At 72.2% G+C, this 23,598-nt stretch carries 20 protein-coding genes; 10 read left to right on the top strand and 10 right to left on the bottom strand.

The genetic code is table 11. From position 1 onward, the window contains the following. Positions 1-88: 88 nt before the first annotated feature. From LP52_RS06680 to LP52_RS06660, 5 genes are all read right to left on the bottom strand, one after another. The gene (locus LP52_RS06680; RefSeq protein ID WP_238580763.1) at positions 89-973 is read right to left on the bottom strand and encodes an ABC transporter substrate-binding protein; all 885 of its coding nucleotides are present in this window, start codon (positions 971-973) and stop codon (positions 89-91) included. Positions 974-1,128: 155 nt separating this feature from the next. Further along, the gene (locus tag LP52_RS06675) at positions 1,129-1,956 is read right to left on the bottom strand and encodes an ABC transporter ATP-binding protein (protein ID WP_040271660.1); all 828 of its coding nucleotides are present in this window, start codon (positions 1,954-1,956) and stop codon (positions 1,129-1,131) included. Further along, a complete protein-coding gene (locus LP52_RS06670; RefSeq protein ID WP_040271659.1) occupies positions 1,953-2,978 on the bottom strand; it encodes a FecCD family ABC transporter permease in 1,026 nt (341 codons plus the stop codon). The genes LP52_RS06675 and LP52_RS06670 overlap by 4 nt, the downstream gene beginning before the upstream one ends. 137 nt (positions 2,979-3,115) lie before the next feature. Further along, positions 3,116-4,906, bottom strand: coding sequence for a prolyl oligopeptidase family serine peptidase (locus LP52_RS06665; RefSeq protein ID WP_052809546.1), 1,791 nt, complete (start codon positions 4,904-4,906; stop codon positions 3,116-3,118). Beyond that, a complete protein-coding gene (locus LP52_RS06660) occupies positions 4,906-6,120 on the bottom strand; it encodes a hypothetical protein (protein WP_040271658.1) in 1,215 nt (404 codons plus the stop codon). Before LP52_RS06660 ends, LP52_RS06665 begins: the two co-directional genes overlap by 1 nt. Positions 6,121-6,227: 107 nt before the next feature. Between LP52_RS06660 and amiA the strand changes: the two genes are divergently transcribed. From amiA to LP52_RS06630, 7 genes are all read left to right on the top strand, one after another. Continuing rightward, the gene (amiA, locus tag LP52_RS28710; protein ID WP_274518789.1) at positions 6,228-6,347 is read left to right on the top strand and encodes a streptamidine family RiPP; all 120 of its coding nucleotides are present in this window, start codon (positions 6,228-6,230) and stop codon (positions 6,345-6,347) included. Between the two features lie 97 nt (positions 6,348-6,444). Further along, on the top strand, positions 6,445-7,314 hold the full coding sequence (locus LP52_RS06655; protein WP_040271654.1) for a hypothetical protein: 870 nt from the start codon (positions 6,445-6,447) through the stop codon (positions 7,312-7,314). After that, positions 7,311-9,776, top strand: coding sequence for a YcaO-like family protein (locus LP52_RS28255; protein WP_238580762.1), 2,466 nt, complete (start codon positions 7,311-7,313; stop codon positions 9,774-9,776). Before LP52_RS06655 ends, LP52_RS28255 begins: the two co-directional genes overlap by 4 nt. A gap of 13 nt (positions 9,777-9,789) precedes the next feature. Beyond that, positions 9,790-10,941, top strand: coding sequence for a nitroreductase family protein (locus tag LP52_RS25670; protein WP_052809526.1), 1,152 nt, complete (start codon positions 9,790-9,792; stop codon positions 10,939-10,941). Then, a complete protein-coding gene (locus LP52_RS06640) occupies positions 10,938-12,608 on the top strand; it encodes an ATP-binding cassette domain-containing protein (protein WP_052809525.1) in 1,671 nt (556 codons plus the stop codon). Before LP52_RS25670 ends, LP52_RS06640 begins: the two co-directional genes overlap by 4 nt. Continuing rightward, positions 12,605-14,323, top strand: coding sequence for an ABC transporter ATP-binding protein (locus LP52_RS06635; protein ID WP_040271777.1), 1,719 nt, complete (start codon positions 12,605-12,607; stop codon positions 14,321-14,323). Before LP52_RS06640 ends, LP52_RS06635 begins: the two co-directional genes overlap by 4 nt. 30 nt (positions 14,324-14,353) lie before the next feature. After that, positions 14,354-15,478 (top strand): radical SAM protein, encoded by a 1,125-nt coding sequence (locus tag LP52_RS06630; RefSeq protein ID WP_238580761.1) that lies wholly within the window; start codon positions 14,354-14,356, stop codon positions 15,476-15,478. A 207-nt stretch (positions 15,479-15,685) separates the two neighbouring features. Here the strand turns inward: LP52_RS06630 and LP52_RS06620 are convergent, their stop codons facing one another. Both LP52_RS06620 and LP52_RS06615 read right to left on the bottom strand, forming a co-directional pair. Further along, the gene (locus tag LP52_RS06620) at positions 15,686-16,165 is read right to left on the bottom strand and encodes an Hsp20/alpha crystallin family protein (RefSeq protein WP_040271651.1); all 480 of its coding nucleotides are present in this window, start codon (positions 16,163-16,165) and stop codon (positions 15,686-15,688) included. A 595-nt stretch (positions 16,166-16,760) separates the two neighbouring features. Then, positions 16,761-16,979, bottom strand: a complete 219-nt coding sequence (locus LP52_RS06615) for a hypothetical protein (protein ID WP_040271775.1) — start codon at positions 16,977-16,979, stop codon at positions 16,761-16,763. Positions 16,980-17,381: 402 nt separating this feature from the next. Here LP52_RS06615 and LP52_RS06610 point away from each other — a divergent pair, with 402 nt between their 5' ends. Beyond that, the gene (locus LP52_RS06610; protein WP_084722965.1) at positions 17,382-17,840 is read left to right on the top strand and encodes a DUF4383 domain-containing protein; all 459 of its coding nucleotides are present in this window, start codon (positions 17,382-17,384) and stop codon (positions 17,838-17,840) included. 457 nt (positions 17,841-18,297) lie between these two features. Then, entirely contained in the window at positions 18,298-18,705 is a 408-nt protein-coding gene (locus tag LP52_RS06605; RefSeq protein ID WP_052809524.1) for a TraR/DksA family transcriptional regulator, read from the top strand. 225 nt (positions 18,706-18,930) lie between these two features. Here the strand turns inward: LP52_RS06605 and LP52_RS06600 are convergent, their stop codons facing one another. Continuing rightward, a complete protein-coding gene (locus LP52_RS06600; RefSeq protein ID WP_040271649.1) occupies positions 18,931-19,407 on the bottom strand; it encodes an NUDIX hydrolase in 477 nt (158 codons plus the stop codon). 93 nt (positions 19,408-19,500) lie between these two features. Further along, positions 19,501-20,433, bottom strand: coding sequence for an alpha/beta hydrolase fold domain-containing protein (locus tag LP52_RS06595; RefSeq protein ID WP_040271648.1), 933 nt, complete (start codon positions 20,431-20,433; stop codon positions 19,501-19,503). Between the two features lie 311 nt (positions 20,434-20,744). Between LP52_RS06595 and LP52_RS06590 the strand changes: the two genes are divergently transcribed. Continuing rightward, entirely contained in the window at positions 20,745-21,002 is a 258-nt protein-coding gene (locus tag LP52_RS06590; RefSeq protein ID WP_157036235.1) for a hypothetical protein, read from the top strand. Between the two features lie 357 nt (positions 21,003-21,359). Here the strand turns inward: LP52_RS06590 and LP52_RS06585 are convergent, their stop codons facing one another. Beyond that, positions 21,360-23,597, bottom strand: coding sequence for an excinuclease ABC subunit UvrA (locus tag LP52_RS06585; RefSeq protein ID WP_338011618.1), 2,238 nt, complete (start codon positions 23,595-23,597; stop codon positions 21,360-21,362). Between the last annotated feature and the right edge of the window lies 1 nt (position 23,598).

Raw genomic sequence — 23,598 nt, 5'->3', positions numbered from 1 at the left:
AGCAGGCCTGCCATGGACGCCCATGGCCGGCCTGCTCGAATCCTGCTTGCGGAAGCGATAACGGGCAGACGCTCCGGGGGCTCTGAGGTCAGAACGCGCCGGGGTGGAGTTCCTCGGCGATGGTCTCGACGGCGTCGATGTTGCCGAGGGTGCCGGGGTGCAGGTCGGCCTGGGATACGGCGATGAGCACATCGTTCTCGACGGCGGCGACGTCGGGGAAGGTGCTGTGGAGGTATTCCCGGGTCTCCTCCTCCTGGGCCGGTCCCGAGACACCGAAGACGATCGCCTCGGGGTTGCGGCTGATGATCTCTTCGGGGTTGATCTCGGCCGCGAAGAACTCCGCGAACTCGGGTGCCTCCGGGTCGAAGACGTTGTCGCCGCCGGCCCGCTTGATGATGTCCGCTTCCACGCCGGCGCCGATCGCCGAGAGCGACTCGCCCTCGACATAGACCTGGGCGACGCTCGGGCGCTGCGAGCCCTCGATCGCATCGTCGACGGCCGACAGCCGGTCCTCGGCCTCTGCCGACAGCTCCTCGGCCTCCTCCGGGACGCGCATGATCGCGCCGAGGCCGGTGATGTCGGTCAGGACGTCGGTGACCTCCGCGGTGTTGCGGCGGTCGGCGCAGCCGCCGGTCGCCACATAGGCCTGGGCGCCGTTCTCCTTGAGCTGGTCGATGCTCGCGAAGCCCTGCTCCGCGGTGAACTCGTACTCCGTCGGCGAAACCACGAGGTCGGGGGCGGTGGCGAGGAGGTCTTCGCGCGCCGGCGGTGCGTCCGTGCTGAGGACGGGGACGTCCGCGGCCTTTTCAGCGATGTCCTCGGGCAGTGTTGAGACATCGGTCTGTGCCTGGCCGGCGAGGGAGTCCTGGAGACCGAGTCGGATGAGCATCTCGGTCTGGGACGGCATCATTCCCACGACGTTCTCCGGAGTGGTGTCGAAGGTGAGCTTCCGTCCGCAGTTCGTGACTTCCACGGTCTCCTCCGGCCCCTGGGGGTTCGAGGGATCGGAGGTGACACCGGTTCCACAAGCTGTCAAGGCGAGGGGGATCGCGCTCAGCGCGGCGAGAGTGGAGGGGAGCGTGCGGGTACGCGTCGTGGCGCGCGGACGCGTTCGGGCGGGACGGCGGTTCATGGGGTGGAGCTTCCTTCCTCGGTGGGGATCGGACGGTCCGTGTCTGGACCGGGTTCGGGGGTCCGGGCGTCGAAGATGAAGTGCCGCCGGCCGGAGCGCGGATGGGCCACGGAGGTGGACTCGACGCCGAACGCCGAGCGGATCAGGTCGGTGTCGAGGACGCGTTCGGGCGGCCCGAGGGAGCGCAGGCGCCCGCCGTCGAGCACTCCGACGGTGTCGCAGTAGCGTGCGGCCAGGTTGAGGTCGTGCAGGGCGACCAGAACCGTGCGGTCGGCACTCCTGACCAGGTCGACGAGCTCGACCTGGTGGGCGATGTCGAGGTGGTTGGTGGGCTCGTCGAGCACGAGGACGGGGGTGTCCTGGGTGAGCGCACGGGCGAACAGCACGCGCTGGCGCTCTCCGCCGGAGAGGGCGGAGAAGGAGCGGGTGGCCAGGTGCGCGGCCCCGACCCGGTCGAGGGCCTGCTCCGCGATGGCGATGTCGTGGTCGGAGTCGCGGCCGAAGCCCTTGCCGTGCGGGATGCGCCCGAGGAGGACGAGGTCGAGTACGGGGATCTCGAACTCCTCGCTGTGCTCCTGCGCCATGACCGCTACGCGCCGGGCGATCTCCCTGCGGCTCAGAAAGGAGATGTCGGCGCCGTCGAAACGCACCCGCCCCGATGACGGGGACGCGATTCCCGACACGGCCCGGAGCAGGGTCGATTTGCCGCTCCCGTTGGGCCCGAGCAGGCCCAGAACGGTGCCGGGCGGCACCGGGATGCTCACCCCGGACACGACGGGTCGGCCGCCCCGGTGCACGTCGAGGTCTTCGATGTCGACTCTCATCGGCCGACCCCCACGCTGTCGGAGCGGTCGCGCCGCAGCAGCCAAAGGAAGAACGGTGCCCCGACCAGTGCGGTCAGAACGCCGAGCGGGATCTCCGTCGGGGCCGCGAGAGTCCGCGCCAGAAGGTCGGACGCGGCGAGGAACACGGCGCCGCCGAGGACCGCTACCGGCAGCATTCTGCGGTGGTCCGCCCCGACGACGATCCGCGCGATGTGCGGGACGATCAGCCCGACGAAGCCGATGCCGCCGGAGACCGCCACGACGGATCCGGTCAGCAGGGCGGCGGTCACCAGGATGCTGCTGCGCAGCCGGTTGACGTTGATTCCGAGGGTCGCGGCCGCGTCGTCGCCGACGAGAAGCGCGTTGAGTGCCCGGGCGTTGAACGCCGTGAAGATTCCGGCCGCCAGCAGCGCGGCGGCGGGCAGGGCCAGATGCCCGGTTGTGGCGGCGGAGACGGATCCGAGCAGGAAGAACATGATGCTGAAGACGTTCTGCGCGTCCGTGGTGATGGTGAGGTAGCTGGTCACGGCGCTGAACAGCGCTCCGAGGGCGACACCGGCCAGGATGAGCCGCTGCGGAGCGATGTGCCCGTTCTTGCGGGCGAGGAGGTAGACGGCGGCCGTGGCCGTCAGCGCACCGAGGAACGCGGCGGCCCCGATGCCCAGGGAGCTCGCTCCGATGCCGAGCACGATGAAGGACACCGCGCCGACCCCCGCACCGGCCGAGACGCCGAGGATGTAGGGCTCCGCGAGGGAGTTGTGGACCACCGCTTGCATCAGCGCGCCCGCGAGGGCGAGGCCGGCGCCTGCCATCGCGGCGAGCAGGGCGCGCGGCAGCCGGAACTGCCAGACCGCGTTGTCCTGCACCGTGGTCAGGGAACCGTCCGACATCCACGGCATTCCCGGTAGGAGGTGGCCGAGAACGATCCGCAGAGCGTCGGCCATGGGCACCGGGATGGTTCCGGTGCTCGCGGAGAGCAGCAGGACGATCAGCAGCGCGGCCGCGAGTACCGGCACGAGCACGCGGGCCGCGAGCGCTCCTGCGCGCCGGCGCGGAGTCCTGGGGGCGTTCTCCGGCGCCGGAACCGGTCTCGGGGGTGTCCGGGTCGCCGTGGCCGGGCGCCCGTTCGGAGGGGCGGGGGTTTTCTCGTCGTGTGTCGTCATGCTCGCTTCGTCTCGTCCGGGCAGCGGGTTCCGGGGGGCGCTGCGGGCGTGGGGCGGGGGGCTGCTGATCCGGTGGCCTGTTCGGCGAAGCCGAGGACGGTCGCTCCTAATCGGTGCAGGCTGTCCAGGTGGTTGCCGCCGTGGCCGGTGCGGGGTGCCCGCCACAGGTCGGCGGTGCCGCCTATGCGGCGGAGCGCGGTGACCAGTCGGTCGGTGTCGTCGGCGGCGACCCGGGAGTCCTCGTCGAGGGCGATGCCGAGGAACGCGGGCGGTCCGATGCCGGGGGCGAGGTTCTCCGCTCGGCTCAGAGGCGAGACCGCTTCGAGCCGGGCACGCCCCTCGGCGGTGCCGGGATCGCCGAACTCGCCGATCCACCTGCGGCCCAAGGGATGCGCGTCGAGGTTGAGCAGGTCGAGCGGGGCCGCGGTACTGACGACGCCCGCGCACAGCCCGGGCTCGGCCAGGGCACAGGCGGTGACGATCACTCCCCCGTGTGAGGCGCCCGCGAGGACGAGCAGGTCGGCGCGGGTGAGACCGGCGTCGACGAGGCCGCGCGCGGCGGCGGCGAGGTCGGCGACGCCGCGCCGCTTGTTGGGTCCGCGGCCCGCCCGGCGCCAGGCGGTCCCGTGTTCTCCTCCCCCGCGGATCTGCGCGATCGCGTAGCGACCGCCGTGTTCGATCCAGGCGGGCACGGTCGGTTCGAACTCCGGCAGGCTCGGTACGCCGAAGCCGCCGTAGCAGGTGAGGATGAGCGGTGCCGGGCCCTCGGCGTCCTTCGGCGAGGTGAGGACGACGGTGACCTCCGCGCCGTCGTCGGCGGGGACGGTGAAGCGGGCCGTTCGCGCCGGGTCCGTGCGCCGTGGCGCGGCTGCGCGGCCGGTGAGGAGCTCCTCGGCGGCGACCAGCCGCGGAGGCAGGGTCGGTCCCTCCACCAGGGCGTGGAACGCTCCCGCCTCGTAGGCCACGCCGCTCGCGACCGCCGGTCCGCCGCCGCAGCGGACCGGTCGGTGCTCGACCACTCGGCCTTCGACCAGCCGGAGGAGGACGCTGCGGCCCTCGCGCACGCCGGCGACCAGCACGTCGTCGCCGTGCGCGGCGAGCGACGTGATGCGGATATCGGGGTCCGCCCAGCGCCAGCGCACGGTTGCGCTGTCCACGTGGAGGGTCTGCAGGCCTGTGCCGTCTTGGACGAGGACCGCATCGCCGCACGGCAGGACGCGCACGATGCCGGGGAAGGTCCCGAGTGTGCGCAGCGTGGCGCGGTCGATGAGTTCGGTGGGCCGACCGGGCCGGCTCTGTGCGGCGGTTCCTCGTCGTCCGCCGCGGAAGAGCCGCACGCGGGTCCCCGGGGGGAGGCCGGATTCCCGGCGTTCTCCGCTCACCGGATCGAGGTCGAGGAGCCGCCCCGAGCCGGAGGCGGCGACCTCCAGGCGCGAGGAGTCCGCCTGCCAGAGCACCTCGTCGTAGCGGCAGCGGATGTCGGGATAGCGGCGCAGCTCGCCGGTGGCGGTGTCGAGGAGCCCTAGGACGGCGTCCTCGTCGGCGGCCTCGGCGAGCTGAACGGCGATGCGAGCTCCGTCCGGGGAAGGGGCCATCCTCAGGATGTGCTCGTCGGGTTCGAGGACCGGGGTCTGGTCGGGGAAGCGGTAGATCCCGTACCGGGTGCGTCCGGCGAGCCGACTGAGGCTGTACCCGGCGTTGGGGAGCCCGGGCCGCGCATGCCGCTCCCACCGTGCGAGCGCAGCGTCCAGGGCCGGTGAGGTCTGATAGGGCGGGCCGCCGGTCATCAGCGCCCGATGGGATCGGTGCCGGCGCCGGGCGACGGGGGCCACCAGAGCAGGTGGCCGCCTTCGTCGAGCGGACTCGGGAGTGCGATGGTCTCGGTCGCGTCCTCCCGGACGATGTGGACCACGCCGTCCCCGCCTGCGGTTACGGCGACGTCCGTCCCCGCCGGGTCGACGGCCACGGCGCGCCGCTGGGCGGGTGCGTCGCCGACCGGTTCCCAGGGCAGCCGGCCCGGTGCGGGCGGATTCGACATCGCCGGGAGCGCGGTCCGCCACACCGTCCGCAGCTGCGGGCCGCCCCGGTCGAGGAGGCTCAGCCGGTCTCCGTCGGGGTGCACGGTCGCCACCGCGGCCCGCCCGCCCCCGGCCGCGAAGCGGAACGCGAGTCCGGGAGGCAGCTCCGCGTGGCGGGTCCGCCCGGAGGCCAGCTCGACCTCCACCAGGGCGTTGGTCCACGAGGTCCACGCCTCCGGCTCCCCCGGGCCGCCGCGGACGACACCGAGGGCGCATCCGGTGGCCGGGTCGAACCGCAGGTAGTACGCGCGCCCGTCGACCGGCCACGGAACGATGCCCACCGGGCGCGGCATGCCGTCCTCGACGACGAAGCGTTCGAGACCGCGCCGTGTCGCGGTCGCGACGACACCGGTGCGCTGGTCGACGACGTCGCCGTGCCCGTCCTCGGCGACGTCTCCGGTGAGGTCGCCGCGGAGTTCGGGAACGTGCGGGCCGACCGCCGCGGCGCGGGCGAGCGCGAGCGCCTCGATCGCCCCGGGTTCGCGGTGGCGGAGCACGAGGACGGGGTCGCCGCTGCGCTGGTCAGGGGTGATCATCACGCCGGGCTCGCCGGTCCGCACCCGGAACCGGCGGGGCGCCTGCGCCTCCAGGTCGACGAGTGTCACCACGTCGCTCCACGGCGCGGTGTTGGCCCCGGCGCCGGTCGTGACGGCGACGTAGCGGCCGGCGGAGTCGCAGGCGAGGTGTTCGGCCGGTATGGCGATCGGATGGCGGCGCTCGCCGTCCGGCCCCGCCACCACCAGGCAGCCCGCACGGTCGTCGGCGAACGCCCACCGCGCGTGGGAGCCGTCGCGATGCGGCAGCGTCAGGAACCCCGCGTGCTCGGCGAGGACGCCGCCGCCGAGTTCGCGCAGGGAGCCGTCGACGACCGCGTAGGTGCGTGCGGCGCGATAGTCGGCGATGACGAGCTGTTCATCAGGCACACGAAAAAAGTACTGGAAATGAAAACCGTTATCAAGTACGGTTTGCGGCGTTCGCTCCCCCGCGAACCCGCGTCTACGCGGTCATCTGAGGAGAAGGGAGTCCCCCGATGGACAACCAGGAGCTCGCCGTGAACGAGGAGATCGTCGCCGAGATCGAGGAGACCGAGCAGCTGGCGCACCTGTCGGCCTCGCACTCCAACGCTCTCGTCGAGAACCCCTTCGACTGACCGAGCCGCCTGTCGATTGACGACGGTTCACCAGGCCCGGTCGGGGGCTCGCACCCCCGACCGGGCCGTCCGCCCGACCCGTCTGGAAGGGGCCACCATGACAGGGACCTCCCGCCTCGCCCGCCTTCCCGGCACCGGCACGGACGTGCTCGTCGACGGCGACGGCACCGGGGCCGTCCGCACCCCGGCGGGGCGCTTCCTGCGCCTGCGGTTCCCGCCCCCCGGACTCCTCGACGCCCTCGCCGGGACCGCCGGCGGGGAGGAGGCGTCGTCCGCCTACGCCGACCGGCTCACCGAGGCGATGGCCGCTCGCGAACGCGACGATGCGGAACGCCGGTGGCCCGCCCGGCGGCGCGACGTCGTCCTCCTCGGCGGCGGTCCGGTCCTGGACGCGCTCGCCGAGGCCCTCGGCGAGCTCGGCGCCGACATCACGCGGCACCGGGGCGGGACGGCGGACGAGCCCGCGCCTTCGGCCGTGGCGCCCGACTCCGGGATCGCCCCCGAGGCGGGACCGGGATGCCGGCGGCTCGTGGTCGCGTTCGCCGAGACACCCGCCGAGCGGGCCGGCTGGGCGGCGTTCGACTCCCTCCCGGAGCAGGGGACCGCCTGGCTCGGCGGGTACCGCGAGGGCGACAACTGCTTCGTCGACCCGATCCGCCTTTCGGCCGACGATCCCACCGCCGACCAGGTGCAGAAGCGGCGCCTGGCGGCCAGTCCGGTGGCGCGCGAGCTCGCCGCCTGGCAGCGGTCGGCGAGCCACGCCCCGCCGGCGCTGCCCGCCGCCGCCCGGACCCTCCTCATCGGCCGGATGCTCACGGTCGCCCTCGCCTGGGCACAGGAGACCGATGAGCTGGCGAGGTTCCGGACCAGCTTGTGGAAGTACGTCTCCGCGTCGGCGACCGCCACCGAGCACACCGTCCTGGGATATCCCGAGCCCTTCGCCCCCGGTTGCGAGGCGGGCGCATGAGCGCGGCCGCCGACGGCCCGGTCGAGCACGCATGCCCGACGCGGGACGGCATGGTGCTGCGCGGGCTGCTGTGGCGCTGCGCCTCCCCCACCGGGCTCGTCCTCGTCCGGACCCCCTACGACGCGGGCCTGCATGCGCCGATCGCGCGTTCATGGACCGAACGCGGCTACCACTGCCTGGTGCAGGACGTCCGCGGGCGGTACCGCTCCGGCGGAGACTGGTCGCCCTACGCGCACGAGGGCACCGACGGCCGCGACATTCTCGACCGCCTCCTGCGGGAGTTCCCGAACCTGCCGCTGCTGCTGTTCGGAGCCTCCTACGCCGGCCACTGCGCGCTGGAGGCCGCGCGGGAGGCGGTCGGAGACGGGACGGACGCGGCGCCGCGCTCCCCCTCCGCGGACGCGATCGCCGGGATCGTCGTCCTGGTCCCGGCGCTCGGCCTCGCCGAGACCGCCTGGGACGCCGACGGACGCCCGCAGCTGCGGCACCGCATCGGCTGGTGGCACCAGCACGGGCGCGGCCGGTGCGCACAGCCCGCCCTCTCCGGCGCCGAGCTCGACCGGCGAACGGCCCGAGCGCGCGAGCGCGGACCGATCGCCGCGGCCGCCGACTGGGGATGGCCCCCTGAGGCGCTGACCGGCTGGCAGAGGCTGTGGTCCGCGCAGCGGATCGATCCGCGCGCCCGATACGGCCCGGTCGAGTACCCCCTGCTCGCGGTCGGCGGGGACGACGACTTCTTCCGGGAGGACACCGCACGCCTCGCGCGGGACTGGCCCGGGCCGAGCCACCTGGTCAGCGGGCCGTGGGGACACGGCCTCGTCAGCGGGATCCCCGACGACGACCTGCGCGCCCGCGTCCGAAGCGCCGGCGGAGTCGGCGGAATCATCGACGCCTGGCTCGGGATCCACACGGCCCGGGGCTCGCCTCCGCCCTGGACCGCGGCCCTCCCGCCGACCCCCGGATCACGTTCCCGCTCGGTCTTCGATCCCGCAGCGGCCACCTGGCACCATGAACGGAGCGCCCCCATGACGGCCCCCACCAGCGCCCCACGCCCACCCCATGCCGGCGACGCCGCCCCGGAGCAGGACGCCCCCGCCGATCCCCTCCCGGCCGAAGCGCTCGTCGACCCCGAGTGCGGGATCATCCGCTCCGTCCGCCCCGTACCGCGCCCCGAAGGGGCCCCGCCGTCCTACCTCGCGCTCACCGCCGCCGTCGCGGACGCGCGCCGGCTCGGCGAATGGCCCGCCGACCGCGTCTCGCTGGGCACGTCCTTCGCCGACGCCGACCAAGCGCGGATCGCCGCCATCGCCGAAGGCGTCGAACGGTACTGCGGGAACTGGCTCCCGGCGGAACTCCCCCCGGAGGAGTTCCGCGTGGCCACCGCCGGGGAGCTGCGCGAGGAAAGCGAGCCCGTGCTCGACACCGCCCGGCTGCCGCGCTTCGCACCGTGGCAGTACACCAGGCAGGGGTTCCCCTACACGCCCCTCACCGACGACACCCCGACGCTGTGGACCCGGTGCGCCGACCTCGACGGACACCCGGCCTGGCTTCCCGACGCGCTCGTCCACCTCAACTGGCGGCAGTCGCGCTTCCGGCACCTTGCCCGCACCCACCACCTGAACTACGCGGGCATCGCAACGGGGCAGGGGGCCGACGACGCCCGCGATCGCGGGGTCCTGGAAGTCGTCGAGCGCGACGCCCTCGAACTGTGGTGGCACCTCGACGGCCCCACGTTCGGCATCGACCCCGCGAGCGTCCCCGGCCTCGAAGACGACCTGCAGGGCGGTGCCCTGAGCGCCTTCCTGGTCGCCATGCCCTCGGAGCTCGCCCCGGCCGTCGCGGCACTCGTCCACGACCGGGAGCGCGGGCTCTACGCCGCGGGGTTCTCCGCCGCGCTCGACCCGGTCCGGGCGGCACGCAAGGCGGTACTTGAGGCGGTCCACACCTGGGTCTACACCCAGGGGTGCACCACCGCCGACGGTTGGGTCTTCCGTGCCGTCGAACAGGGCCTGATGGCCCGCGGCCTCTACCTCGATTTCCGGGAGGACGGGTCCTACCTCGACTCCGCCGGCGAGCACTGCCGGAACATCGTCGACCTCGGCGCCCACGTCCAACTGTGGCTCGATCCGCGGCTGCACGCGCAGGCCCGGCGGTTCACCGAACCCGCGCTCGGCCTCCGGCCGATCACCCGGATCCCCGCCGTCTCCATGGAGGAGGTCTACCGGCGGCTCGCCCGCCGCGGCCACCGCGTCCTGACCCGCGACCTCACGACAGCGGACGTCGGCCGCACGCCCCTGCGCGTGGTGCGCACCTTCATCACCGGCCTCGTGCCGAACGCCCCCGCCGCGTTCGCCTACCTCGGGATGGCGCGTTTCGAGGAGGCCGCCCGCGCACGCGGGTGGCGCGCGTCCTGGACGGGGAACCCGGAGGACTTCACCCTCGTCCCGCCACCCCACATGTGAGCCGGAGCCGACCATGCCCCGCACCGATCCGCCTCCCGGCATCGCGGACGAGCACCGCGGTTCCGCCCGCCCCCGCACGGACCCGTGGCGCGCCGCCTCCCACCACACCGTGTTCCACTCCTCCTGCGGGGGTCCCACGGATCTTCCCGCCGACCTGGCACAGGCCTTCACCCCCGACTCGCCGGGCGAACCGCGACCGCCCGGCCCGCGCGCCAATCCGTGGCGGGCGGCCGGTGCCGAACCGGTCGCCGTCCCCGCACGGGAACGCGCACTCCTCGACGCGCTCTGGCGCTCCGGCGGTCGCCACCGCCGGCCCGACGGAACCCCGAGCGGCATCCACAGGCGGCCCGTGCCCTCGGCCGGCGCCGCCTATCCGGTGCGGACCCACCTCGTCGTCGGCCCCGGCGCCGACGGCCTCGCGCCTGGCCGGTACGCCTACGACATGGAGCAGGACACGCTCGTGAAGCGCGACGACGCGGCCGACCGCGCGGCCGGCTGGCCCGGCGCGGCCGATCGCCCCGCCGACGGCACCCACCTGGTCCTGACGGTGCAGCCGGGACGAAGCTTCGGCCGGTACCGGCACCGGGCGTGGCCGCTGTGGATCGCCGACACCGCATACGCCCTCGCCGCCGTGGAGTTCCTCTACGCACCGGAGCGGCTCGCCGTGCGGCTCGGTCCCGGCGCCGCTCTGCGCGCCCTGCTGCGCGTGCCGCCCGCCGCCGAACCGCGGCGGTGGCTCGCCCGCCGACTCGCGCCGGAGATCCCGCTGGCGGCGGTCGCGCTCCCGCAGTCGCGCACGATCGGCCCCCGGCACCGCGACGCGCTCGCCGCGCGACGATCACCCGACATCACCCGGTTCCTCGAAACGGGGGCCAGGGGCGCCGCCGCCGACCGCACCGCCGCAGCCTCCGCACAAGCCTGGGTCCGCGGCGCGACCCGCCTGCACACATGGGCGATCCCCAGCGGCGCCGCCACGGCCGAGTTGGCCGCGGCGGTCTGGGACGCTCACCGCGCAGCAGCAGCCATCTGCTACGCGGATGCCGCCACCGGCGACTGGCGGAGCCGACCGGTCTCGGGGTTCGCCGCTGAGGACGGCCACTGGACCATCCACGCCCTGGCGGCACTGCCCGGCAGGCGACGCGTCGCGACGGAGACCGGCCCATGATGATCGTCGGCCCCTTGTGGCGCGAGGCAGCACGGTTCCCCGCCGCGCTGCTGTCGAGCGTCGCGCTGCTGCTGCTTGCGTTCTCCACCCACCTCGCCCAGGCCGCGGCGATCGCCTGGTCGATGTCGGCGGTGCTGGGCGGGCGGCCGCAGGACGTCCTCTTCGCGCTCCTGCTGATCTTCGGGATCGCGGTGCTGAGGCTGCTGGCGTCCCTGGCGCAGACGGCGGCCGCCAGCGGGCTGGGAGGCCGGGTCAGGGAGGCCGTGCGCCGCCGCGCGATGGAATCCGCGCTGGTCCCGGAGCGTCTGCACGACACCGCCGTCCGGGACGGCACGGTGCGGGCGAGCCTGGGCGACGGCGTCGACGGCACGGACGCCTACGTCTCGAAATACGTCCCCGCCGTCGTACAGGTGGCCGTGGCATGCCCGCTCGTGGTCGCCCTCCTCGCGCTCCTGGCGCCGTGGGCCGCGGCGGGCGTCGCCACGGCGGTCCTGCTGGCCGTGTTCGGACCGATGGCGTGGAAGCGCATGATCGCCCGGCGCGGGCTCGACCACTGGGACAGCTACGAGGCGCTCAGCGCCGACGTCCTCGAATCCCTGCGGGGAATGGCGACGCTGCGGACCCTCGGCGATGTGTCGGGGACCCGCGACCGCCTGCACGCCCGCTCGGAGGCGCTGCGCCGGGCGACCGAACGGGTCATGCGCTCGGGCTTGGCCGAGACCGCGGTCACGGATCTCGCCGTCCAGGGCGGCATCGTCGCAGCCGCCGGCGTGGCCGTCTGGGGCGCGGTATCGGGGCAGCCGCCCGCGGTGGAGGTCTATCTCGTCCTGCTGCTCGGCTCGGAGGCGTTCCGGCCGGTCCGGGAGCTCTCACGCCATTGGCATGCAGGCTTCCTGGGACTCACCGCGATCCCCGGGCTGCAGGAGATCGGCGCGTTCGGCCCGGTGCGCCGCGAGGAGGCGGCGGGCCCCGCTCCGGAGGCCGCGGACGGGCACGGCGCCGACGCGCCCGCCCCCTCCGCCGCGGTACTGCGGGCGTCGGATCTGAGTTTCCGGTACCCGGGCACGAGGTCCGACGTGATCAGCGGCCTGGACCTGACGGCCCGCCGCGGCGAATTGAGCGCGATCATCGGGCCGTCGGGGTCGGGGAAGTCGACCCTCTTCGACCTCCTGCTGGGGTTCCTCTCCCCGGCCACCGGCCGGATCGAGTTGGACGGCCGACCGCTGCGCACCGGGGACATCGCCGTCGTCTCGCAGCGTCCCGTGCTCTTCGCCGGGACGATCCGGGAGAACCTCGACGTCACCGGCACCGCAGCCGGAGAAGCGGACCTGGTCTGGGCGTGCCGCGCAGCCGGGGTGCTGGAGGAGATGCGCGCGCTCGCGCACGGCTTCGACACCCAGGTCGCCGAGGCCGGCTCCAGCCTGTCCGGCGGGCAGCGCCAGCGCCTCGCCCTGGCCAGGGCGCTGCTCGCGCACCGCCCTGTCCTTCTGGTCGACGAGCCGACCAGCGCGCTCGACACCGACCGCGCCGCGGACGTCGTCGAGACGCTGCACGGGGTGGCGCGCGACCGCATCGTCATCATGATCACCCACCGCCCCGAGGCCCTCGTCGACGTGCCGGCCGTGCTGCGGCTGGATTCGGGCCGTCTGGACAGGAGCGTTCCGTGAGTACCCGTGCAGCGCTGCGCGCCTTCGGCCGGCTCCTGCCCGCGCTGCGCCCCGAATGGCGCGGCATGCTCGCCGGCTATCTCGTCGCGACCGCGAGCGCCCTGGGCCTCGCCGGTCTGGCGGTGCTGACGGCCTGGGCGGTCGGCCACGCGATCGTCGAGCGGACACCGCCCGGACCGCTCTGGTGGGCTGCCGCCGTCGGGCTCGTACTACTGCGGACCCTGTTGACCTGGCGGGAGATGGACGTGTCCCACGCCCTGGCCTACCGTGTGCTGGCCCGCCTGCGGATGGCGCTCTTCGACGCCTATGCACGCAGCGTTCCCGCACGCCGCCGCGAGCATTCCGGGCGCGCGGCGGCCGTCGCGATGGGCGACATCGAGAAGCTCGAGTTCTTCTACGCCCACACCGTGGCCCAGGTGGGCGCCTCGCTGACCGTCTTCCTCGCCTCCTTCGCCGCCGCCCTGCTCCTGCTGCCCGAGGCTGCGCTGGTGATGTCGCTCGGCAGCGCTCTGGTGGCGGGGACCGCGCTGTGCTGGGCCGGGGCCGCCAGGCGGACCGGCGAGCGGGAGCAGCAGGACCGCGAGGAGCTCTCGGCACGGACCGTCGACGCGCTCGGCGCCCTGCGCGAGGTGCTCGGCTACGGCCTCGCGCCGCGGATCGTCTCCGAGACCGCCGCGGCCACCGCGCGGGCGGCCGCGGTCACCCGACGGCGGGAACTGCTCTCCCAGCTGACCGCCGGGGTGCGCGAGCTGATCGTCACCGCCGTGGTGATCGGGGTCATCGCCGTCAGCGCCGCCGCCGCGGGCGTCCTCTCCGGCCCCGCCGACGCGCGCCTGTCCCCGGCGGTCCTCCCCGCGCTCGTGGCCCTCGCCCTCGCGGGCGTCACGGCCGTCACCGAGGCCACCGCGGTGCTGACCCAGCTCCATCCCCTCACCGCGAGCGCGCGGCGCGTCGGTTCCGGTATCACCCGCCCGCCGGTCGTATCCGCGCCCGACCGGCCGCAAGAGGTCCCCAGCGGTCCTCTCGGCCTCCGGTTCCGTGGGGTCTCGTTCGCCTACGACGACCGGCGGCCGACGCTGGAGGGGTGGTCGGCCGACGTGGCACCCGGTGAGCACGTCGGCCTCGCCGGGCCCTCCGGGGCGGGCAAGAGCACGATCATCGCGCTCGCGGCCCGCCTGTGGGACCCGTCGGCGGGGACCGTCGAGATCGTCGCCGCCGACGGCACCACCGTCCCGGTCACCGGACTCGACGACGAGGCGTTCCGCGACGCCGTGGCCCTGGTCGAGCAGGACGCCCGGCTGTTCCACGGCACCGTCCGCGCCAACCTCCTGCGCGGGACCCGGCCGCGCCCCGACACGGAACTGTCCGCCGTGCTCGAACACGTCGGCGCCAAGGGCTGGGCCGATCTCGACGAGGAGTTGGGAGAAGGCGGCCTCCGCCTCTCCGGCGGGCAGCAGGCACGCCTGTGCCTGGCCCGTGCGCTCATCCGGCGACCGCGCGTGCTGCTGGTGGACGAAATCACCGCGAGCCTCGACCCGGAGACCGAGCGCATCGTCTCCGACGTCATCGCCGAGTTCGACGGCACCGTACTCGCCGCCTCGCATCGCACCGAGACGCTCGCCCGTTTCGAACGCGTCGTACACGTCCACGGCTCCCCCCGCAGCGCCCGGGCAGCGGCGGGGCCCGCCCCTCGGCCCGTGGAGAACCGAGTCTGACTCCTCTTCTCAGCGGAGGCGGTGTGGTCGATGCCACGCGGCTGCCCGCTCGACTGCGGCTACTGCGTTCGCCACTTCTGGGGCAACTTCGAGCAGAAGACCCCGCAGCTCCGGGTCACCACCCCAGAGGCCGTCGCGATGCTGACCGGCCACGCAGCGTTCCGCCCTCACACCACCCCGGTGCAACTGTTCAACAAGGCCACCGACCCGATGCTGCCCGGCGTCAAACCCCACACCTTCGCCGTCCTCGAGGAACTCGACCGCCGCGGCATGACCAATCTCGTCCTGATCATCACCCGCTTCCACGTCACCACTGAGGACATGGCCGCCCTCGAAGCGCTGCAGCACGTTCGGGTCAGCCTGCTGTTCACCTATTCCGGAATCGCCGACGCCCGCGTCGAGCCGATCGCCAAAAACCGCACCACCATACGGTCGATCGAGACAGCCACCGCCCGTAATGACCGCACCAAGGTGATCCTGTACTGGCGTCCCATCGTGCCGGGCTGGAACGACGACCCGGAGACCATGGCCGGGGTCCTGGAGGTCGCCGACTCCGCCGGCGTGGACGCACTGGTGTTCACCGGCTACTACCACCAGGAAGAAAACGCCGAGTTCCTGCGCGCCTCGGGCGTCGCGGTGCCCTACGCAGACAACTACCAGCGCCGCAAGATGCTGCCCGCCGAGCTCGACGCCAAGGTCGTCCGGGCGTGGCAAGTTTCGGGAATCTCCGTCCCGCTGTTCCGCAAGACCTCGTGCGGCGTCACCTACGCCCATGAGATTCCCGATTACAACGGCCACTGGGGCGTGCCCGAACTCTGCGACATCTGCCCCGCCGCGCAGCGCCGACGCTGCGCCGCCGACCGCCGCTCGCCCACCGAAGCCGAATTCCGCCAGGCCCCGGCCGACCTCGACTACGGCTCCGATACCCCATTCCTCATCGAAGACGGCCATGTCCTCACCCATGCGCTCGGGGAGCAGCGCCGCTACGCCCTCCAGCACCGGCTGCGCCACCAGATCCGGGAGGTCGATCATCCGCATCTGCACGCCGCGCATGGACGCGCTCTGGAAGGCTACGAACCGCGCGAAGCCCAACGGCGCCGACTCAGCGAGGCGCGCGAGCGGCTGTCCGTCCACGCCCGCTACGACGACGACTGATCACCACGCCGGGAGCCCACCATGACCGAGCAGCCCTGGACTCAGGCGCCCCTGGTCGCCCTGGACCTGGAAGGGACCGGAGCCCAGGACCGCGAGAACGAGGCCATCCTCGAAATCGCCGCGGTCCCTCTTGCGTGGAGCCGGAAGGCGACGCCGCATACATCGGCTGACGCAAGGTGGAAAAGGTTCCAGGTGAACCAGGGGTGGTCAGCGCTGGGACGGGCTGTCGGCGACCGGTAGGTGGGCGGGGCCCTCGGCCCTGGTGTAGCGCTCCACAGTCACGCGAAGCAGCCCTTGGGAAAGCGTCACCGCGATGTCCCCTTCGCGGACGCCTTCGGGCAGGGTGACGTTGCGGCGGAACCGGCCCCAGCTGAGCTCCTTGGTGTGGTAATCCCCCTGATGGGGGGCGCCGTCCCGGAGGCGGCGCTCACCGGCGATCGAGAGCGTGGGGGCGGTGTAGGTGACCTCCACATCCTCCGCGTCCACGCCCGCCAAGTCCGCGTGGATGATCAGCTGGTCACCGCTGGCGGCGATGTCCAGCAATGGTGTCCACGCGTTGACGTGGGAGCGGGCCTCGGTCTGGTCGTGCCCCCGACTGTGCATTTCGTCCGACATGCGGTTCAGGTCGCTTACGAAATCGACGAGCCCGGAGAACGGGTTGCTTGTGGATTTCCTCTGTGTGGCCATGGCTCTTCCTTATGGATCCGGGCGCTTCTCGCGAACTCCACTACGCAGCGGGCAGACTCAACGATCGGGTTCGCGTGGTTTGGGTCCGGACGCGCTGTCATGCGGTGATGGTGCGACCGTGAGGTGCTCGTTCCGGCTGGGGCAAGTGCCGAAGCACCGGTTCGATGTCCAGCCGTTCATGGCGGCGCACCCGAGCGTGCGCTGACCTGTTCACGGAGCGTCTTTCGCGCCGCGAAGCCCCCACAATGGGCACCCTGACTGCCAGCTAGGGTGTTGTGCTCCTAAGATCGGCGGCGGGCTCTCCGCGATACGGAGATCCTCGGAGGTTCGCTGGTGGACGAACAGCGGTGCCGGATGCGGTGACGCCCAACGACCGTGCTGCCCCGCCCCGCGGGAGTAGCACGGCCAGCGGGGTGGAGGCACGAGGACCGGCAGTCGCCGCAGCATCGGCCCGGCTGCAGCACCTTCTCGCCGAGCCGGTGGGCGAAGCGCTCCGGCTTCCCCGCGGACTCCTTCAGTCATCTCATGGGTCGTGCACCCTGCGCGGCACAGACACGCTGCGGCACGCGCTATGTCGCCGTACAATGGACGGGCGCTACTTGGATGACTCCTCCAAGCGGAGTGCGACGCCCAATGCGAAGAACGTCGGCGCCCATTCCCCGATGAACATCCCCCACCGGTCGGCACGGTCGGTGTCGGCGTTTTCCTTCGCTTTCGACGCCGACCAGGCCACGACACTCAGGCCGATGGAGAGAAACCCCGCGGCGTAAGCCATGTCAGAGGTGACGCCAGCATGGGACAGTTTCTCGATCATAGTGGTCACCATCTCTCGCTGTGCGTATGTTTCACCAGGGCAAGCTGCCCCACCAGGCGTCAATGCAACCCGAGTAGAAACCAAAAGCGGCTTGAACAACGGGACATGGCAAGTGTCCGAGTCCAGGCGCTCGGCCCTCAACGGGCCACCCTTCCGAGGCGCTTACCCGCGAACGTGGAGCGCTGTTCGGCGTCGCCATTGCCGTTGACGCCTCGCTTCCGTTGGGAAGCCGTCGCATGTGGGGCGGCCGTGCGATCGGACGCACGGTGGCCGAGTCGCTGTGGGCTCGCCGGCCCGGACGGATTCGTACGCCGGCGCGATTACCGAACGTATCCGAGGGAAGCGGGTCCCCACGGCTGCCAGTCCTGTGCGGCCCCACAGTCGAGAAGCGAGGGGATAACCATGACGTCCGCACGCTCCAACCGGATGTCCGCAGGGTTCACACGGCATCCGGTCCGTATGTTCTCCGCTGTCGTCGGGCTGGTGTTCCTCATCGTCGGTGTTCTGGGGTTCATTCCCGGAGTCACCACCGACTACGGACAGCTGGGGCTGATGGGCCACGAGTCCGAGGCCTACTTGCTCGGCGTTTTCCAGGTGTCGGTCCTGCACAACATCGTCCACCTGCTCTTCGGGATAGCCGGCCTCGCCATGGCGCGCGCAAGTCGGGCGGCGGTGGCCTTCCTCGTCGGCGGCGGAGCGGTATACCTCGTGCTCTGGCTGTACGGACTGTTCGTAGGTAGCGAGAGCGCCGCCAATTTCGTTCCGCTCAACAGCGCCGACAACTGGCTGCACCTCGGGCTCGGAATCGGAATGATCGCCCTCGGCGTCATCGGTCCCCGGCTGGCGAAGAGAGAGGCATAACCCGAATCACGGTTATCGGAGTCGTCCTGAGCGCGGGTGGACTGGCTGGAGTCCTCCCGCGGGCGCTGTTCAACCTTGCCGACCTGGAGGAAGGCGGGACCTTCGCCCGAACGGGGCACCCGGAGGGGCTTACGTCCCTGTCCTGTCCGGCGCTGTGCATGGGAGGACCCGCCTGCTCGCCGCCCCGGCTCGGGGCGGGCGTGAAGGTGGGACTGCCCCGCACCGGCAATCAGCAAATGGACCTTGGGGCCACCGGGGCCTGCCAACGCTGGTCGGGACGCTTCAGCGCACGCTCCACCGTCGGTAGCGCAACTTCGTCCGCCTCGAAGCCCTGTTGATCGACCGGTACCGACTTCGCAAATCCGGACCGCGAAGAGCGCCGCGCCCGCGCAGCAGGAAGTCGGCGACTCACCGCTCGCGAAATAGCCACCGCGCGGATGGCGTTGTGGCCTGCACTATGGACGAAGCAGCGGATCCCCCTGAGCATCCCGGAACGGACCACCGCGCGGCAGAGGAGCGGATTCGGCAGGCCAGAGCCGAAGCGGCGGGACTGGCTGACTCCCTGATGCGCCAGTGGGACGGCGTCGTCGAGGCGGCCGCATTGACGGCGAACGACGACGAGCACGATCCCGAGGGCCCCACTATCGCCTACGAACGCGAACGGCTCCAGGCCATGCGTGAACACGTGCGCGGCGAACTCACCGATCTCGACCGAGCCGCCCAGCGGCTACGCGACGGCGTGTACTGGACGTGCGAGGGCTGCGGAGGTCCGATCGCCGCGGCGCGCCTCAGCGCACGCCCCACGGCCCGAACGTGCATCGGCTGCGCGTCCCCGAGCACCGCGCAGACCCGCTATCGGAGGTGAGCGCAGCACTCCCCGCCGGCTGAGAGCTTCGTCCCAGGCCGGGCGCCGGAACCGGGCGCGGAAGTTGCCGCGGCGCAGCCGCCCGCCCCGGGCCCCGGTGAAGACCGCCCCGCCCGACTCCGCCTCCTCCACCGGCTTCAGCCGACCGGCGGCCTCCTGCAGCGGGGTGCGTGCCGGGGTCCGTGTAGCCGGTGTCGAGGCCGAGTTCCTCACGCAGCTCGCCGGTCAGACGGCGGAAGCCGCTTCGGTGAGCAGCGCCGCCCGGTTGGCCAGCACGAACTCTTTCAGCGGAGCCGGCTTGAGGTCGACCCCGGCTAGCGCATCGCCACGCAGCGCGACCCGGTCGAGTTCGTAGCCGCCGCGTGCCGGATCGCTGAATTCCGCCCCGGTGCGGGTGGATGCGTCCAAGGCCGACAACCGGGCAGCGAAGAAGTGGTGCACCACGTCCCCGTCTTCGCCGGCGTAGCTGAACAGGAACACCTGGGAGGAAACGACCGCTGTCGCGCCCAACTCCTCGGCGAGTTCGCGATGCAAGGCTGCCTCGACCGATTCGTCTGACTCCTCGACACCGCCGCCCGGGCTCGTCCAATACGGAGGCTCGTCGGGCTTCGTCCGCTTGAGCAGCAGCAGACATCCTTGATCATCGATCAGGATGGCCCGCGCCGCACGCCGCTGCACGCTCCCGCTCGTCTGCTCAGTCATAGCCGGAGAGGCTACTGCTGCCCTCGTCCCTGCCGCCGACCAGATGCCCGGTTGCAGCCCGTCGCGGGCAGCCCGCGAGAAGGCACGCCCCGGTCAGGACTCCGGCTCCGGCGGCCGGACGGCCCGATCGACCCGGCGGGCGATCAACGCGTAGATCCGGCGGGCCTTGGCCGCGTCGCTCATGTCGTAGGCGTGGTCGGCCGCGGCCACCTCGTGGTTCTCCACCAGCGCCCCGACTTCGCCGAGCCGCCGGGCGTACCGCTCGCCCTCGGCGCGGAGCCGGTCGTACTCGCACGTCAGGACCAAGGCCGGGGCGATGCCGGTGAGGTCGGCGGTATCGCCCTGATGGGCGGGCGAGACCAGGCGGTCGCAGCGCGCGGCCCGGTCGGGGACGTAGGCGCTGTCGAAGACCTCGCCCATCCACGGCCGCAGCATCGGCCGATCGATCGCCGCGGGCTTCTCCCGTGTCGGCGTCACCAGATCCAGCGGCGCATAGTGCAGGACCTGCAGGGCGATCCGCGGCCCGCCCTGCTCCAGCGCCTGGCGCGCCACCGCCGCCGCGAGTCCGCCGCCCGCGCTCTGGCCGCCCACCGTCAGCCGGGCGCCGTCCCAGCCCTGCCGGACGCCGTGGTCGGCGACCCACCGGACCGCCTCGAAGGCCTGGCGGGCGGGGTCGGGGAACCGGTGCTGCGGCGCTACGGCGTAGTCGACGTTGACGACAACCACGCCGGCCTCGGCGGCCACGTACCGGCACAGCGGGTCGTCCAGGCCGATCCCGCGCATCACGTAGCCGCCGCCGTGGAAGTTGACGTGCACCGGAGGAGCCGGGTCCCGGCCGCTGGGGCGGTAGACGATCGCGCGTGCCGGAGCGATCGACGTCGGGACCGTGATCTCCTGCGTGGTCCCCCCGAACTCGGGCGAGACCGGCCCCCTGCGCCGGGCGGCCGCGCCGAAGGCGGCCGCCGCCAGAACCTGCATCGTCCGCGCCGCGGCCGCCGCGACCCACGGGGTGGCCAGAACCGACATGACCGACCTCCTTCGACGCCGTCACCGCAGCCGGACCGCTCGGACACCCCGGGCCGGCACCGGGCCGCGTCCGCAGGTAGGCGAAGGAGTCGGTGCCGCACGCGTGCCGAAGCCCGGTCAGCCCGACCGGCCCGCTCTCCTCCGGGTGGTCCCATCCCCGCCTCACGGCCGGATCGGTGAACACCGCGACCATATCGTGGGCCGAGTCCCCCGATCCGCTGCGGGTTGAGGACGCCTCACCCGGGTCGGGGGCCTCGTTCTGCGTTCCCGGTCTCCTCCGGCGCGGACCTCGACCGGCAGTGCTCGGCGCCGTGCGGACTGCGCTGCCTGCCGGTGCTCAGCGGCTTGCCGGATCCCCTCCGGCCCCGTGCCCGCGGGGCACCTGGGGATTCAGCGGCCCGGGCGCGGTCAGCCTCGCCGAGGACGAGCCGGAGACGCTCCCCTGGCTGATCAGCTTCGAGGAGTTCCAGGAGGGGCGGGACTGCCAGGGCCGCACCGAGACCACGCTGCGCCCGGCCACCGCCACTCCCCGCACCGGCGCGGTCAGTCCGCGGGCAGCACGAGGGTGAAAGCGGTGCCGCGGCCGCGTTCGGAGGCGACGGTGAGCAGGCCGTCGCAAAGGCCGCGCTCATCGCGCACCTCGCCCACCCCACTCTCCACGCGCCGGCCTGGCCGCCGGCGACCACGGGGGACCGGGACTCCTGCCGGCCCATGGTTCCCGGCTGCACCGGATCGAGTGGGAGTCCGCCGCATTGCGCTACGCGCTCAAGCGCGAAAGCGCTCAACGGTGCCGATCACCGCAGCCGCGCGGAGCGCAACGCGGCGATCATGCCCGTGTGCGCGAGCGCAACTTCGGCGATCGTCTCCGTGGAGACGGTGTTCGGTGATCCGACCATGGTCGTCGACGTCAAGTCAGCTCCTTCGTCTCAGGTACGCTCCTTGGCGAGGTAGCGCCCGGTCAGGCTGTCCTGCTCGGTGGCCAACTCCTCCGGCCGGCCGGTGAAGACGACGCTCCCACCGTCGTGGCCCGCCCCTGGGCCGAGATCGATCACCCAATCGGCGAGCTGCACCACGTCGAGGTCGTGCTCGATCACGATCACCGTGTTGCCGGCCTCGATGATCCGGTTGAACAGGGCGACCAGATTCCGTACGTCGGCCATGTGCAGCCCGGAGGTCGGCTCGTCGAAAACGAAGATCTGCCCGTGGTCGGTGAGACGGCTCGCGAGCTTGACACGCTGTCGCTCGCCGCCGGAGAGTTCGGACAATGACCGACCGAGGGTGAGGTACCCCAACCCGACGTCCATGAAGGCGTTCAGCCGGGCTGCGACCGTTCCGTCGAACTGATCGACGGCCTCCTCGATGGTCGTCTCGAGCAGCTCGGTGATCGTGCGGCAGTACAACCGGTACTTCAGCACGTCGGGGTGATAGCGGCCTCCCGCACACGTCTCGCATGTGACCGTCACAGGATCGAGATAGGCCATGTCGCTGGTGATGGTCCCGCGCCCTTTGCAGGTCGGGCAGGCGCCTTCAGCGTTGAAGCTGAACAGTCCGGGCTTGACCTGGTGCGCCCGCGCGAACTCCTGGCGGATGTGGTCCCAGATCTTGGCGTAGGTGGCAGGAGTCGACCGGGGGTTGATGCCGACTGCGCTCTGGTCGATGACGACCACGCCGGGCTGCTGCTGGGGCAGCACCCGAGTGGTGAGCGAACTCTTTCCCGACCCGGCGACCCCGGTGACGACCGTGAGTACGCCGAGGGGGAAGTCGACGTCGATGTCGCGCAGGTTGTGCAGGCTGGCCGAGCGGACCGGAAGGTGGTCGTCGAAGCTGCGCGCATGGGGCTCCGGGAGCGGTTCGCGCAGTCCCTTGCCGGTGGCGGTGTCGCTGTTGGCGAGCGCGGTCGGCGTGCCCTCGAACGTGACCGATCCGCCGTGGGCGCCCGCGCCGGGACCGATGTCGATCACGTGGTCGGCGGCCTCGATCACTGTGCGGTTGTGCTCGACGACGAGGACGATGTTGCCCTTGTCCCGCAGCTGGTGCAGCAGCGCGATCAGCCGCTCGACGTCACGCGGATGCAGGCCGACACTCGGCTCGTCGAACACGTAGATCATGCCGGTCAGGCTCGACCCGAGGTGTCGTACGGTCTTCAGCCGCTGTCCTTCGCCACCGCTGAGGGTGAGCGAGGACCGGTCGAGCGAGAGGTAGCCGAGGCCGACCGTGTCCATGCGACGCAACGCCGCGATCGGGGGCGCCAGGACCGAGGCGTCGCCGATGGTGGCCTCCATCCCGGCGAGTGTGTCCAGCAGCTCGGTCACCTGCATCGCCGACATGTCCGCGATGTTGTATCCGTCGATGCGCGAGTCGAGAACCGCCTTGGCGAACCGCGTTCCGCCGCAGGCGTCGCATGCTTTCATGTCGGCCACCCGCTCGACGTGCTTGCGGTCCTGGGGTTTCAGCGAGTCGAGGCCGGGCTTGATGAACCGCCGCGTGAACCGATCCACCACTCCCTCGTAATCGTTCACCGCGACATTGCCGAGGTCGTCGAGCCGGTCGGTCTGGAAACCGCCGCCGTACAGCAGGAGCTCCAGCTTGTCCTCGGGGTAGTCCTCAAGAGGCAGGTCGGCGTCGAAGAGCGGCTCGCCGAGGCTGGTGCTGGGCTGCTCGACATGGAAATGGACCGTCGCGTAGCGCTTCCAGTAGTTCGTACCGACAGCGAAGCCGGGATGCTGGATCGCACCCTCGTTGAGCGACTTCGACCGGTCCAGCAACCGGTCGAGGTCCAGGCTCAGCACCTCGCCCAGCCCTTCGCACTCCGGGCACATGCCCTCCGGTGCGTTGAACGAGTACGCGGTCGACTCTCCCGCGCTCGGACTCCCGTGCCGGGAGAACAACACGCGCAGCATCGGCTGGATCTCGGTGAGGGTTCCGACTGTGGAGCGCGCGTTGCGGCCCAGACTGCGCTGGTCGACAACGATGGCCGGCGCGAGGTTTTCGATGTACTCGAAATCGGGGCGCTCGAACTTCGGCAGCCGGTTCCGAATGAACAGCGGGAAAACCTCGTTGAGCTGCCGCTGGGATTCCTTGGCGATCGTCTCGAAGACCAGCGAAGACTTTCCCGAACCGGATACTCCGGTCACCACGGTGAGCGTCGGCGATGGAATACTCACG

It is taken from the genome of Streptomonospora alba, from assembly GCF_000826685.1.
Taxonomy (GTDB): domain Bacteria; phylum Actinomycetota; class Actinomycetes; order Streptosporangiales; family Streptosporangiaceae; genus Streptomonospora; species Streptomonospora alba.
Note: the sequence above shows the minus strand (reverse complement) of the source record. Positions and strands in the feature narration are given on the sequence as shown.